Here is a 13,915-nt window from a genome sequence, read left to right on the forward strand (position 1 = left end):
GTTACCGCTGTAGCCATTAGGAGTTAGCGTCCGACGCGTTGACGAAGAAGGTGCCGCTGTAGTCGTACGGCAGCCATTCGTCGTGGAACTCTTCGAACTCTTTTGCCGGATCGAGGTCCTTGAACTCCTCGGGGTGCAGCCACTTCGCAATCGCTTCGAGGGCGAACACGTTGAACGGGTTGTCGTAGAACTGGTGGTAGATGGCGTAGTAGTTGCCGTTCTTCGGGGCGTCGAGCAGCTCGATGCCGGGGATCTCCAACGGACCAGAGCAGGTTTTAAGTGCTGTGTTGGCGTCGGCCTGGTAGCCGAGTTCGACATGTTGGAACTGCTCGGTCTTGTTCGGGTCGCGGGCCCACTCACCACCAGTGACGATGAGCTTCTCCGGGTTGATCTCTACCAGCTTCTCTGCGGTGAGCTTTGGAGAGTCAACGCTGATGACATCAGGTCCGAGGTTATGCCCGCCTGCAGCGGTGACCAGGGTGCCCAGGTGGACATCGCCTGCGACGCTGCAGCAGTCGGTGAACCCGGCTGCAGTCCACACCAAGGTGTCGGGGCGGTCCTTGATGGTTGCGACACGGTCTGTCACAGTCCGGACCTTAGTGTCGTAGAAGTCGTTGAACTTCGCTGCCCGATCTTCCTTGTCCAGCAGGGCGCCGAGCAGGGACATGGAAACCGTAGTGTTTTCCAGTGGCTTTTGGCGGAAGTCGATGAAGGCGTACGTGATGCCGGCGGCGTCCATGTCCGCCAGGAAGCCGCTTTCTTCGGTAGCTTTCTTCTGGTCGAGCGTCATGATGACTACGTCCGGATCCTGAGCGAGCAGGTTTTCCACCGTGACGTCACCCTTTTGAATCGAGCCGATCATGGGCATGTCGATGGCTTCCGGGAACTGCTGGAAAAGCTTCTCGCGGAATGCGGGTGCGGCTTTAAACAGGTCTTGGCCGTAGGCGACGATGTTGTCGAATGGGTCATCTTGCAGAGCAGAGGTAGCAAAGACCGCGCGTCCTTCGGCGAGGACGATGCGGTCGGGGTGCTCGTCGAATTCGAGAGTGCGTCCCGCAGCGTCTGTGACGTGGACGCTACCGTCCGCCTTGCGTGTCGAGGACGCCGTGGCGGATGTCGCCGACGTTGCGGTGGTGTCTTGTGGTTGGGTCTCGCCGGAGCATGCGACGAGGCCGAGAACTGTTGCAGCGGAGACAATGGCTACCCCTGCGCGCTGGATGAGCTTCAACCCAGTACCTTTCTAAATATTGATTAGGCTTACCTTACAAGCCTCGGAGGTAAGGTAAGGCACGCCTGGCTTGGCGTCAAGTATCTGGGAGTGAGGTAAGGGGATGCTGGGGGATCGCCTAAAGCGCCCCGTGCTCCAACACGAGGTCAGCGAAGTCCAAGTCGCCGTCCGGCATGGCAACCTCGGTCACGTACAGCAGGCTGAGTGCATAGTGGCGTGGGCAGAACAGCAACGTTTCACCCGCATGTGCGGAGCCGTGCTCGGGGCATGGGTAGGACACGAAGTACTGTGCGGTGTCGCCACACGGAGCGTTGGTCCAGTTGCACCCCTTGTGGGACCAGCCGTCGTCGCTATCTAACGGTGGCAGCGAATCGACGGTGTCGGTTGTGAAGCGTGTGCTCACTATTTACCCCCAATGGCTTCGAGCGCGGTTGCGATTGCGGCGTCGATTTCGGCGTCGGTGTGCGGGATGGAGTCGTCGGCAAGGTGGCCCCACCTGCGCTGGAATCGTTCCTGGAGTTCGTGGCGTTTTGCGTACGGCCCCTGGTGCCTATTTTCGACGACCACACTTCCGCCGTTGTTATCCACCGTGATGTACAGCAGCGTGGCGTCGGGCGAGACCTTGAGCATGAAGTTTAGGTCCGGGAAACACAGTGCCCACCAGTTGTATTCGGGCGACGGCTCAAAGGTGACGTACTCCGGCAGGTCAGAGATCCGGTACGCGGTCGCGGCACCGCACTGGGTTGGTTGGGTGCTTGCGGCGGCGTCCATGTATTGGGCGTAGACGTAGGAGGCGTAGCCCATGTCCTGCAGGATCTCGTACCATTGGTTGGGTTCGATCGAGGTGGTGTAGGGGCCCGGCGAGTACGCGTCGGGGTGGCCGGTGTCGGCGATCAGGCTGGCATCCCCAAGCCCGGTTTGTGTCGCATTGCCTGGCCAGGACAGCTCGCGCACCTCGACTCGCACTGGGCTGGAGGAAAGGACACGGTTGAGGTAGTCCTCGCAGGCCTTCGGGTCGGCGAACGCTTCCAGGCGCACCGGGGTGTAGGACACCTCGACCACGTTGTGCTCGGCGCGCTGAAGTTCGGAATCCAGATCGTCGCCGTGCCAGCGCGGATCCTGCCGGTCGGCTTCGCGCCCGCAGCCGTCGAGGTAGACGATGGCGTCGTACCAGTCCAGAAGCGTCACCGGTCGCTGCGGCAACTCGGGGATATCACGGGTGAGAACACCGTTGATGGTCACGGATTCCACAGTGTCGTCCTCGCCGAGGCGCAAGCCGTACACGGCGTCGCCGCCGGTGTAGGTGCGGGCGTGGATCTGCCAGGTGTCGCCTATAAGCGAAAAGTCCCCCGGTGAAACCTTGGATAAATACGACGGAACGTAATCGGGTGCGGCGGCCAGCGCGCGCTCGAAAGGATTCATGCAGCCACAATACGCATGTAAATAGGTACGCTACTGGCGTGTCACCCGAGAATATTTTGTTGCGCATCCCGGAGGAGGAAGAACGCGCAGTTCGGCAGATCTACGCGGAGCTCGCGGAGCGGGGCTTCCCGCAGCAGCACCAACGGCCGCACATCTCGGTTACCTTCGCACCGACAATGCACCGCAACGCTATCGGGGAGGCGGCAGTCATCCTGCCGCCAGAATTGCCAGCTGCTTTACGACGAACCGGGGTCGTCGTCTTCGGCACCAAATCCAAACAAACCGTGGCCTGGCTGCTTGAAGCCCCCGAATCCCTCGACACGGCAGCCCAGCGCGTCAGCGCCGCCAACCCGGACGGTCGCGGCGCTCGCTGGATCCCGCACCTGACCATGGGACTGCGTATTCCCAAGGCCATGGTGCCGGACTACATCGCAGCGTTAGCCGAGGTCACATCCCCGCACTTCAAAGAACTCACCGCGGAATACGCCGCGCTCTACCAGCCGTCGCTGGGCACTGAGTTACGGCTCTGAAGTCCCTTGCGGTGGGTTAGTCGTGGTGGGGCGGGGTGTCGTCGATAAGCAATTGCCCCAACTTCGACGGCACGTCAGCACAACACCGCAACGGCTGATCAGACGCCGCGACCACCACGTTGCCGTATGCGCCGCCGGCGAGCACCGGCGCACTTGCCGCCACCATGGTGTGGCGAAACACCTCGCTCAAACCCGCCAACTCCGCACGCGTGCGCGCAAGGCCAGCAGCATCTCCGATGTTCGCCACAAACAACCCGCCCGGACGCAACGCCCGATGCACAGCGCGGTAAAACTCCACCGTGGTCAACGGTCGGGGAGTGTCCGGGCCAGCGAACACATCGCGCACAATCACATCCACCGAACCTTCCAGCAACGCATGCGTAAACGCGCGCGCCTCCGCCACCTTGATCGCCACCGGCGGATCAAACGCATCGCGCACCAACCGCGCCAACTGACCATCCAGCTCCACCGCAACGTTGCTGCTCGGCCACCGATGCTGCACATAACTCGGTAGCGCGCACCCCGCAGCGCCCAAATGCACCGCAGAGAACTGCGCGAGCGATCGATCCTCCACAAACCCCTGGATAAACCCCGCGATCCACCGCATGTAGTCGTACTCCAACACCTCGGGCGCGCCGGGCACCACATACGACGACGGGACGTTATTCACCTCTAACGTGTAGCCGCCGTCGCGTTCCGGATCCGCGATGATGGCCGCGTGGCCTGAAGCAATGGGGTAGGTGCCCGTGATGCGTCGCTTTGGCGCACGAGGTTTACGCCGTGAGGAGTTCATAAGGGAAATACCAGCACAGGGTCGGACCAGTTGTTACGATCGCTGCATGATCTACTTGTCGCAGGATTATATCGGTGAGCTACCCAAGCAACATATCTCGCTGGGAAAGTTTGATCCCGACAATATTCCTGCCGACCCGAACGAACTGTTTGCCACGTGGTTTAAAGAAGCCGTTGAGAACGAAGTCGGCGACCCTACTGCGGTCACCGTGGCCACGGTGGACGACAACGGTCAGCCCGATGCGCGAGTCGTCGACCTTCTGTACCTCAACTCCGACGGCTTCCACTTCGGAACCGCGACAGGAACGGCGAAGGTAGACCAGCTTGAAAAGAGCTGGGCCGCTGCGCTGAATTTCTGGTGGCAGCCCATGCGCCGGGCAGTGCGCATCCGCGGCGCTGCGTCGCGCGTTGTCGATGGTGACCGCTTCAACCTCTGGCGGGTGGAGCCGAACCACTTCGAATTCTTCAACCTTTGGGACGACCGCTCGAACTCGGATCGCGTGGCCTACGTGCTCAATGACCACGGTGACTGGGACCGCGTTCGCATCATGCCGCGCCCTTAAGCGCACCAACCTAGGCGCTGTTCCGCTACGGTCCTACCTCTCTAGGCGCTGCCCCAGGACTTGGTTTTTGCAAAGAAGCAGGCAGTCAGAGCGCCGGTGGCGATAACGAGGCACGGCAACCAAATCGACGTTGCCATCGCAGCCGCAAACGGCTCGTGCAAAAACTCCGGAAGGGGGCCGGAAACCTGCGTTGGCGATGCAGTTGGCGATGCTGGCGGTGTCTCCGCGGCGCCGCCGTTCGCACCCGCGTGTGTACCCAACCGCGAATCGAGCTGCGCGGACATCATCGCGGCAATTGCTGCCGATCCGATCACTGCACCAATCTGGCGGGTGGTGTTGTACACACTCGAACCGGCACCCGCCAACTTTGGGTCCAGGTTGCGGGTGGCAATCATGGAAAGTGGCCCCCACATCATCGAGTTGGCCACGCCGTACACCACCGAAATGGCATACATCCAGTTCGGGTCAACCCCAGGTGTTGTGATCAGTGCGGTTGCGCCGATGCTTAGCGCCGCCAGCGTCATTCCCGCTATGGCGAACGGCTTCGGGTCGTGCGTGTTGGTGAGTCTGCCGATGTACGGCGACAACACCCCGGAGACCAAGCCGGACGGCAAGATCAGCAGCGCGGCGTGGGTAGGGGAGAGCTCGCCGACGGTTTGGATGTAGATCATCCACGGAATGACATAAGTGGATACCGCGAAGCCGACGGTGGAGATGGTGAAGGCGGCGAGGGAGAAGTTGCGGTCGTCGAAAAGTGCAAGCGGCACCAATGCGTTCGTGGATTGGCGTGACTGCCAGCGGAAGAAGAACACCATCGCAACAACGCCAACGACGAGCAGGGTCCACACGCGCCAGTCCCAACCGAACTGCTGGGCCTCCTGCACGCCGAAGACCAGGCAGAACATGCCAAGCGCACTGAGCACCACGCCAAGCAAGTCAAAGTGGCGGTTATTCTGCTCCAGCTTCGGCACAAATACCCAGGCCAGGATGAGTCCGATGATGCCGATTGGGACGTTGACGTAGAAGATCCAGGGCCACCCGGCGGCGTCGACAAGCACCCCGCCCAGCAGAGGTCCGGTCACCGTGGCAAGGCCGGCAGTCGCACCCCACACACCCATGGCGCCGCCGCGTTCCTTCGGTGCAAACGTGCGGATCATCACCGACATCGTCTGCGGCGTTACCAGCGCGCCACCCAAACCTTGGAAGGCCCGGGCGGCGATGAGCGCAGCCGAACTTCCCGCCAAGCCACACGCCAGCGAAGAAACAGTAAAGATTGTCAGGCCGATCAGATAGATCGTGCGCGGCCCGAAGCGGTCCCCGAGACGCCCCGTGATCAGCAGCGGCACCGCGTAGGCGAGCAGGTAAGCACTGTTGACCCACAACACCTCGTTATATGACGCCTCCAACCCGTCAGAGATCGCCGGGATGGCTACGGAGACGATGGTGGAATCCACCAAAATCATGAAAAAGCCCAGCATCATGCTCCACAGAGCAGGCCACGGCGAGCGCTTTACAGGGACAGTCACTGCCGAGATGATACTGGGCTTTCCCAGGGGTGGCTAGAGGCCGAGCATCTGTCGAATCTGAGGCGGAAGCATATCGACGACCTGCTGCGGGATCTGGTCCTTCACATACGGGAACACCAGCATGCCAGCCGCGCCAAGTGCGGCGACGACGCCCAACACGATGCCTGTGGTGCGCAGCGCGTCGTTGTCCTCGGAGGACAGGAGCGTCTCCGGCTTGCTCTGGACCAGGTTTTCCTCGGATTGCATGTCCGGAGTGTCGGTGGCGGCGTGCTCTTCGACCTCCAGGACCTTGTCGTCCTCGATAGCCTCATCCATGTTGATGCCGAAGAAGGTGTCCAGGCCCTTCACGTTGAACTGGGTGGACATGTAGCGGTCGTTCGTGCCGGTGTTCCACTGGGAGACGACGATGTCCATGTTGTCAATCGTGGACCCAGGCACGATGTAGCCGCCGTAAGGCTGCGACCAGTTCTTGGGATTTTGCGGCCTGAGCCAGGAGCCGTGCTTGGCAATCGTCGCCACGGGCACGTTGTCCCAGTTTTGCTCAAGCGTGTCGGAGATGCGTACCTCGATGGCCAGCTTCTCCTCGTTGAACATCACGAGCACCCAGTGACCGTTGATGTAGCGCAGGTTCATCTCGCCGGCCTTGACACCGTCCGACAGAATTGGGGCAGCGACGTTGCTCCACTTCTTGTCGGCGTCGGGTTCGGAGTAGTCGTAGAGCTCCCACTTGCTGCGATCCGCAATGTCCTGCGGCTTAAAACGCGAAAGGAAAACCTTTTCCTTGCGGGTGAAGGCACTCGACATCACGTACACGTAGCCGTCCGGGCCCTTCTCCCAGGTGATCAGGTCGCCGAGGCCTCCCGGAATGTAATTCGTTGGGGTTTTGGAAATCGACTTCCAGGTCTGGCCGTTGTCGGTGGACTTCCAGATCTCCGTGTAGAGCACGTTACCGATGCCCTTGTTCCACATGCCCTGCATGTACAAGGTGCCGTCGAGGTTGATCACATCCGACGGGATAAGCGTCAGGTTGTCGGTGTGGTGGTACGACACCAGGCTTTCCACTCGGCGTCCGTTGTTCAGGGGGCGGACGATTTCAATAAAACCGTCGTCGTTCATCTTCGCCACAACACCAACCGGGCTCAACCATTCGTTCTTGGGGCCCTTGATGGATTCGCGGAAGGAGTCGCCGAAGATCATGGCAAACTCCTTGCTGTTGTTCAGCGGCGCCATCGCACCCAGGTCGCCGTCCTTAAACCCGACGTGCTTCGAATACTTGCCCAGCACATCGTCCATCACCTGCACGATTGTGCCGTCGGGCATGGTCACAGGGTCGGACGCGCGCTTCTCAGGTGGTTTCGGGAAGGTGTAGGACTCGTTCGACGGCGATGAGGGGCGCGACGAGCCGGACGAACCAGACGAGCTAGAAGAGCTCAGGCTGGACTGGGCGTGCGCGGGGGCGCATACGGAACCGGCGAGAAGCAAGCTGCCTGCGGTGGTAGCACACAGCAAAGCGTTGCGACGAGAGGAGAAACGCATGGGAGGGCCTTCTTAAACAAAGATGTCGAATTGCGTGTGAATAAGCCCTTAGAATGTAGCAAACGAAAACGGCCCCGGCAGGTGCTCGGGGCCGTGACGTTATTACTGTACGTTGCCTGTGTTTGGCTTAGACAGCGTCGTGTTCATCCGGGTCGTTATCCGCGTCCGCCTTGGTTTCGTGGCGGGTGCCCGGCTTGTGCTCTGGCGGTGCGTAAATGGAGTACAGCTTTGCCGGCTTGTCGGACTCGTTGACAAAGTTGTGCCACTTGCCGCCCGGGACGAATGCTGCCCAATCATCCTTGATCACTTCGTCGACTTCGAGGTCGTCCTCGGATGCGCCGATCATTGCGCGCAGCTCGCCTTCTTCGAGGCGCAGGAACTGGTCATGACCGTCGTGGATCTCAGCGCCGATCTCGCCGCCCGGCGGGATGGTCATGACGGTCAGCTGCAGGAACTTGCCGGTCCACAGGGTGTCGCGGAACGCCTCGTTATCAAGCGTCGCCTTTTCAATGTCAACGACGTACGGATTCGGTCCATGGTCAGCCATGATCGCTCCTTAAACTTCGGGTTCGTTACGGTTTCCACCATAGGAGCTTTTGCTTATCGACGATGCCTTCCGCCACGACGACGCTTCCGGTTCCGCCTCCTGAGCTGGACCTTCTCCACCTCGGTGAGGTAGCCCTCTGGGCGGTCGTTCTGCGCAACTCGTGTTGCGTCCGGGCGCTTCGCGGGCGCTGCAGGCGCTGCGGGCTTGTCGGGTGTTTCGGTCTCGTCGAGACGCGCGAACATCTCCGTCGGTGCGTCGAGCTCGTCTGGGCGGCCTTTGCCCTCGAGCGAGACATAGCGTGCGGTGTGCTTCGGGTGCACCGTGTCTTGGGGGTCGATCGCTGCGTCGCGCTCCACGGTGATGGCCCAGCTGCCGTCCGGAAAGTCGATCACTTGCCACGGCGTGATCTGGCGCACCGGCGCCGCCGATAGCGGCGGGACGGTGTCGGTGCCTTCGTCCGGGCTTGCGGCATCCAGCGCCGCCATGCCGTCGAGCAGGATCGCGCGTGCCCAAAGGTTGCCGTGCTCGTAGGAGCGAACCCATTCGACGACCTCGGGCTCCGCAAGCGAGCCGAGCACCTTGCCATCCAGGGTCGCGACGGCGGTGTCGCCGAGCGCTTGCAATCCGACGAACCATTGGCCAGGGGAGCGGTGTGCTAGATCTGCCGCGTTAAATTCCCCTTCGGTGGTGTCGATGACCAACATGTCGCCGGCACGCAGGACAGAGGCAGTCTCAGGTGCGTTGTTGCGCGGAACCGCCAACTGGGGCTCGGGCAGCAACAAGTTGACCTCGAATTGGCCGATGTCGCGTTCCAACTTCACTGCCGCCAGGGCAACGGGTTTCAGGATTGAGGAGTGGACGCGCTCCACCTCGTCGAAAAGCGAACGCCACTGCGGCGAAACCTCCCCAAGCACTGGTCCAGCCAGCATGCTGTTTTGCGATGCTGCATTGTGTAGCCGCACACGCCACGACGCGTTGAGGGGGTTCGCCTCAAGCACGACGGGCACATAGGAGGTGCCTCGCTTACCAGCGAAATCCGAGAACAACGCCGCTTGGGAGACGTGATCTACGGGGATTTCAACGGCCGCACCCCATGTGGATGGAGCCAGTGGGTAAAGCTTTTGTGCCATGGGCGCATTGTAGGCGCAGCCTACGCAGCGTCCGTCGGGGCAGTCTCTTGGGAGCGCTCGGATGCGTCACCACCGCGCAGTTTGCCCACAGCAGTGACGATGCCGACGATGATGAAGCCGACGATCAGGCCAACGACGAGCGAGACGCCGGTGTCCACGAACCAGCCAAGCACACCGCCACCGACGAGTTCCTGACCCTTTTCGATGATGTGGTGTGGCCAGTCAATGCCGAAGACCTCGTCGAGGCCACGAACAATGAGGTGACCGCCGACCCAGAGCATCGCAACAGTGCCGATAACGCCGATGGTGCTAAGCACGTACGGCATGCCTTTCACCAGTGCGTGACCGGTTTTCGGTGCGTTGCCACGCTTGATCATGCCGTGGCCGATGTCATCGATCTTCACCAGTAGTGCCACAGCGCCGTAGACGGCAAACGTGATGAAAATGCCAACCGCGAGCAGTACTGCGGCCTCTATCCAAATTGACTGGTCCTTGACCTCGTCCAACGCGATGATCATGATCTCCGCAGAAAGGATCAAGTCCGTGCGGATCGCGCTGTTGACCAGGGAATCCTCGTCCTGCTCTGTTCTATTGACCGCTTGTTCTTGCTGCTCCTCGGCGTCGGAGGAAAGCTTATGGGCGATCTTCTCCGCGCCCTCGAAGCACAGGTACGCGCCACCAAGCATGAGGATCGGGACCAAAGCCCACGGTGCAATCGCGTTGAGCAGCAGCGCGATCGGCAGAATAAACAGCAGCTTGTTGCGCAGGGATCCTTTGGTGATGCGCCAGATCATCGGAAGCTCACGCGCCGGAGTAACACCGGAGACGTATTGCGGGGTGACCGCGGCATCGTCGATTACAACCCCGGCTGCTTTCGTGGATGTTTTTGCGGTCAAGGTGGCGACATCGTCGACGCTTGCCGCGGCTTGTCGTGCGATCAGTGCGACATCGTCGAGAAGTGCGAGGAGGCCACCGGCCATGAGGGTCCTTTCATACAGGTGCAACTGCTTTGCGACGCAAACGCCACGGGCCTCGAGTGTATTGCACGTACCTCCTGACACACGATGCTCACAGCGTTTCAAAAGATATTTGTGAAACTCCCCACGGGCGACCGTCAAGTGTGGTGAAATACATGGACATCCAAATTGTGAGCCACAGGACATTCCTTGGCTCCATACTTGGTCGAAGGAGAACACATGCAACTGAAGAAGACAGCGGCGATTCTTGGCGCCGGTGCTCTGACGCTCGGTCTGGTCGCCTGCGGTGACTCAAACGATTCTGCAGACGGTGGCGCTGAAGGCACCAACAACGGCGGTGGCGACAACTACGTTCTTGTCAACGGCTCGGAGCCGCAGAACCCGCTCGTACCGGGCAACATCAACGAGACCGGTGGCGGCCGCATCATCGACCAGATCTTCGCAGGCCTGGTCTATTACGACGGCGACGGCGAAGTGCAAAACGATATCGCCGAGTCCATCGAGCCGGAAGGCGACGCAGGCTACCGCGTCACCCTGAAGGACGCGAAGTGGTCCGACGGCACCGCAGTGACCGCCAAGGACTTCGTCGACGCATGGAACTACACGGTAGAAAATTCGCTGCTCGGCGCGTACCACCTCGAGCCGATCAAGGGCTTCGAGGAGGGCAAGAAGCTCGAAGGCCTCGAAGTTGTCGACGACAAGACCTTCACCATCGAGCTGACCCAGCCGGAGTCTGACTTCCCGAGCCGCCTTGGCTACACGGCGTTCTTCCCGATGCACCCGTCCGCATACGACGACATCGAGGCGTACGGTGAGAAGCCGATCTCCAATGGCCCGTACACGCTGTCCGAGTGGAACCACAACCAGAACGCAGTTGTTGTCCCGAACGCTGAGTACGACGGCCCGCGCAAGGCCCAGAACGACGGCCTGGACTACGTCTTCTACGCGCAGCAGGACGCCGCCTACGCCGACCTGCTCTCCGGCAACCTGGACGTCCTCGACGCCATCCCGGACTCTGCATTCGCCACCTTCGAAGACGAGCTCGGCGACCGTGCAGTGAACCAGCCGGCAGCGATCTTCCAGTCCATGACGATCGGTGAGAAGGCCGACCACTTCAGCGGTGAGGAGGGTGCGCTTCGTCGTCAAGCAATCTCGCGTGCGATCAACCGCGAGGAGATCACGGCAACGATTTTCGACGGCACCCGCACCCCGGCCACGGACTTCACCTCCCCGGTGCTGCCGGGCCACTCCGACAGCCTCAACGGTGTTGAGGTACTGAAGTACGACCCGGAAGAGGCGAAGCGTCTGTGGGCTGAAGCCGACGCAATCGCACCGTTCACCGGCGAGTTCACCATCTCCTACAACGCTGACGGTGGCCACCAGGCATGGGTCGATGCTGTTGCGAACTCCATCCGCAACACCCTCGGCATCGAGGCAGTGGGCAACGCGTACCCGGACTTCAAGTCCCTGCGCGATGACGTGACCAACCGCACCATCGAAGGCGCATTCCGTACCGGCTGGCAGGCAGACTACCCGCTGCTGAGCAACTTCCTTGGCCCGTTGTACGGCACCGGCGCAGGCTCGAACGACGGCGACTACTCCAACGCTGAGTTCGACGACCTGCTGAAGAAGGCCAACGGTGCAGCAGACCAGGAAGCAGCCGTGAAGGACCTCAACGCGGCGCAGGAGATCCTGCTGAAGGATCTGCCAGCAATCCCGCTGTGGTACTCGAACCTGACCGGTGGCTACTCCGAGGACGTTGACAACGTTGTCTTCGGCTGGAACCAGGTACCGCTCTACTACCAGATCACCAAGAAGTAACACCCCGCTGTTGGCGAATTAGATTCGCAACAACGACAACGACCGCGCCGTCCACATCCCCCCTGGGTTGTGGCGGCGCAGTTTCTATTTTTCGGTCCATTGGACCGCACGCGCGGGGCGGCCGGATTATGGGAGGTTACGTTTATTGTGGTGGACTCCTTAGAGCACGCTGAGTGTTTGACAGCACAACATGCGAAAACATGAAAAGACACAAGGAGTCAAGGTGCATATCAAGAAAGCAGTTGCCGCCCTCGGCGCCGGCGCACTGGCGCTCGGCCTTGCCGCATGTGGTGGCTCCGCCGACAATTCTGCCGACGGAGCTGGAAACTACGTTCTGACCAACGGTTCCGAGCCACAGCGTCCGTTGCTGCCCGCAGATACGAATGAGACTGGCGGCGGCCGCATCGTCGATGTCCTGTACGCAGGTTTGACCTACTACGACAAGGACGGCGAAAGCCACAACGAGCTCGCAGAGTCCATCGATCTCGAGGGTGAGAAGACCTACCGTGTCACGCTGAAGGACACGAAGTGGGCCGATGGTACCCCGGTGACGGCGAAGGACTTCGTCGACGCGTGGAACTACGCAGTCGAGAACTCCCAGATGAACTCGTACTTCTTCGAGCCGATCAAGGGCTACGAGGACGGAAAGCCGCTCGAGGGCCTGGAGGTTATCGACGACAAGACCTTCACCATCGAGCTCGAGCAGCCGGAGGCTGACTTCCCGCAGCGTCTCGGCTACACGGCATTCTCGCCGCTTCACCCGTCTGCGTTCGACGACATGGAAGCGTACGGCGAAAACCCGATCTCGAACGGCCCTTACAAGCTGCTGGAGTGGAACCACAACCAGGACGCCATCGTGGTGCCGAACGAGGAGTACCAGGGTGATCGCAAGGCGCAGAACGACGGCGTGAACTTCATCTTCTACGCCCAGCAGGACGCGGCCTATGCCGACCTGCTCTCCGGAAATCTCGACGTGCTCGATGCTGTGCCGGATTCTGCACTGGCCAACTTCGAAGACGAGCTTGGCGAGCGCGCTGTGAACCAGCCAGCCGCTGCATTCCAGTCGATCACGATCAACGAGAACGAAGAGCACTTCGGCGGCGAGGAAGGCAAGCTTCGTCGCCAGGCAATCTCTAAGGCGATCGACCGCGAGCAGATCACCAAGACCATTTTCGACGGCACCCGCACCCCGGCGACCGACTTTGCCGCACCGGTGATCCCGGGACACTCCGACAACCTTGAGGGCGTCGACGTGCTCAAGTACGACCCGGAGGAGGCAAAGCGCCTGTGGGAGGAAGCCGACAAGATCAACCCGTACACCGGTGACCTGGAGATCTCCTACAACTCCGATGGTGGCCACCAGGCATGGGTCGATGCTGTTGCGAACTCCATCCGCAACGCCATCGGCATCGAGGCAGTGGGCAACGCCTACCCGGACTTCAAGTCCATGCTCGACGATATGGACAACGACGCCGTCAAGGGCGCATTCCGTACCGGCTGGAGCGCTGACTACCCGTCGCTGGGTAACTTCCTGATCCCGCTGTACGGCACGGGCGCTTCCTCGAACTATGCGCGTTACTCCAACCCGGCAGTCGACGCACTGCTGGAAGAAGCAGCAACCGCAGCTTCTCCGGAAGCTGCTGCTGAAAAGTACAACGAGGTGCAGAAGGTTCTGTTTGAGGATCTGCCAGCGATCCCGCTGTGGTACTCCAACGTTGCAGGTGGCTACTCCGAAAACGTAGAGAACGTCGCGTTCTCCTGGCGCTCACTTCCGGTGCTGCATCAGATCACCAAAAACTAGGTGGTAACCTAAGCAACCACGCAAAGTGGCCCGTTCGCATTT

13 protein-coding genes are annotated in these 13,915 nt (G+C 60.9%); 4 read left to right on the top strand and 9 right to left on the bottom strand.

Features of this window, described 5'->3' with window-relative positions; genetic code table 11:
- Nucleotides 1-16: 16 nt before the first annotated feature.
- The 3 genes from HMPREF2736_RS09605 to HMPREF2736_RS09615 all read right to left on the bottom strand — a co-directional run bounded on the left by HMPREF2736_RS09605 (nucleotide 17) and on the right by HMPREF2736_RS09615 (nucleotide 2,650).
- Nucleotides 17-1,228 (bottom strand): ABC transporter substrate-binding protein, encoded by a 1,212-nt coding sequence (locus HMPREF2736_RS09605; RefSeq protein WP_070484437.1) that lies wholly within the window; start codon nucleotides 1,226-1,228, stop codon nucleotides 17-19.
- A 118-nt stretch (nucleotides 1,229-1,346) separates the two neighbouring features.
- Nucleotides 1,347-1,631, bottom strand: coding sequence for a hypothetical protein (locus HMPREF2736_RS09610; protein WP_070829496.1), 285 nt, complete (start codon nucleotides 1,629-1,631; stop codon nucleotides 1,347-1,349).
- Complete coding sequence (locus HMPREF2736_RS09615; protein WP_070829497.1) at nucleotides 1,631-2,650, bottom strand: hypothetical protein; 1,020 nt, start codon at nucleotides 2,648-2,650, stop codon at nucleotides 1,631-1,633. The genes HMPREF2736_RS09610 and HMPREF2736_RS09615 overlap by 1 nt, the downstream gene beginning before the upstream one ends.
- Before the next feature lie 38 nt (nucleotides 2,651-2,688).
- On the opposite strand from HMPREF2736_RS09615, the gene HMPREF2736_RS09620 reads away from it, so the two are divergent.
- Complete coding sequence (locus tag HMPREF2736_RS09620; RefSeq protein ID WP_070421633.1) at nucleotides 2,689-3,180, top strand: 2'-5' RNA ligase; 492 nt, start codon at nucleotides 2,689-2,691, stop codon at nucleotides 3,178-3,180.
- Between the two features lie 16 nt (nucleotides 3,181-3,196).
- Here HMPREF2736_RS09620 and HMPREF2736_RS09625 read toward each other — a convergent pair whose 3' ends face one another.
- Nucleotides 3,197-3,973 (bottom strand): spermidine synthase, encoded by a 777-nt coding sequence (locus tag HMPREF2736_RS09625; RefSeq protein WP_070829498.1) that lies wholly within the window; start codon nucleotides 3,971-3,973, stop codon nucleotides 3,197-3,199.
- Nucleotides 3,974-4,019: 46 nt separating this feature from the next.
- Here HMPREF2736_RS09625 and HMPREF2736_RS09630 point away from each other — a divergent pair, with 46 nt between their 5' ends.
- Nucleotides 4,020-4,535, top strand: coding sequence for a pyridoxamine 5'-phosphate oxidase family protein (locus HMPREF2736_RS09630; protein WP_070452676.1), 516 nt, complete (start codon nucleotides 4,020-4,022; stop codon nucleotides 4,533-4,535).
- A 41-nt stretch (nucleotides 4,536-4,576) separates the two neighbouring features.
- Here the strand turns inward: HMPREF2736_RS09630 and HMPREF2736_RS09635 are convergent, their stop codons facing one another.
- The 5 genes from HMPREF2736_RS09635 to HMPREF2736_RS09655 all read right to left on the bottom strand — a co-directional run bounded on the left by HMPREF2736_RS09635 (nucleotide 4,577) and on the right by HMPREF2736_RS09655 (nucleotide 10,254).
- Nucleotides 4,577-6,061, bottom strand: a complete 1,485-nt coding sequence (locus tag HMPREF2736_RS09635) for a DHA2 family efflux MFS transporter permease subunit (protein WP_246822139.1) — start codon at nucleotides 6,059-6,061, stop codon at nucleotides 4,577-4,579.
- A gap of 33 nt (nucleotides 6,062-6,094) precedes the next feature.
- Nucleotides 6,095-7,597 (bottom strand): DUF4185 domain-containing protein, encoded by a 1,503-nt coding sequence (locus HMPREF2736_RS09640; RefSeq protein WP_070568623.1) that lies wholly within the window; start codon nucleotides 7,595-7,597, stop codon nucleotides 6,095-6,097.
- A 127-nt stretch (nucleotides 7,598-7,724) separates the two neighbouring features.
- Complete coding sequence (locus HMPREF2736_RS09645) at nucleotides 7,725-8,144, bottom strand: cupin domain-containing protein (protein WP_070421628.1); 420 nt, start codon at nucleotides 8,142-8,144, stop codon at nucleotides 7,725-7,727.
- 53 nt (nucleotides 8,145-8,197) lie between these two features.
- Entirely contained in the window at nucleotides 8,198-9,274 is a 1,077-nt protein-coding gene (locus HMPREF2736_RS09650; protein WP_070829500.1) for a hypothetical protein, read from the bottom strand.
- Nucleotides 9,275-9,294: 20 nt separating this feature from the next.
- Complete coding sequence (locus tag HMPREF2736_RS09655; RefSeq protein WP_070452688.1) at nucleotides 9,295-10,254, bottom strand: DUF808 domain-containing protein; 960 nt, start codon at nucleotides 10,252-10,254, stop codon at nucleotides 9,295-9,297.
- Between the two features lie 216 nt (nucleotides 10,255-10,470).
- On the opposite strand from HMPREF2736_RS09655, the gene HMPREF2736_RS09660 reads away from it, so the two are divergent.
- Nucleotides 10,471-12,072, top strand: coding sequence for a peptide ABC transporter substrate-binding protein (locus tag HMPREF2736_RS09660; RefSeq protein WP_070829501.1), 1,602 nt, complete (start codon nucleotides 10,471-10,473; stop codon nucleotides 12,070-12,072).
- A gap of 223 nt (nucleotides 12,073-12,295) precedes the next feature.
- Entirely contained in the window at nucleotides 12,296-13,873 is a 1,578-nt protein-coding gene (locus HMPREF2736_RS09665; protein ID WP_070829502.1) for a peptide ABC transporter substrate-binding protein, read from the top strand.
- Nucleotides 13,874-13,915 lie beyond the last annotated feature (42 nt).

It is taken from the genome of Corynebacterium sp. HMSC036E10, from assembly GCF_001836265.1.
Taxonomy (GTDB): domain Bacteria; phylum Actinomycetota; class Actinomycetes; order Mycobacteriales; family Mycobacteriaceae; genus Corynebacterium; species Corynebacterium coyleae.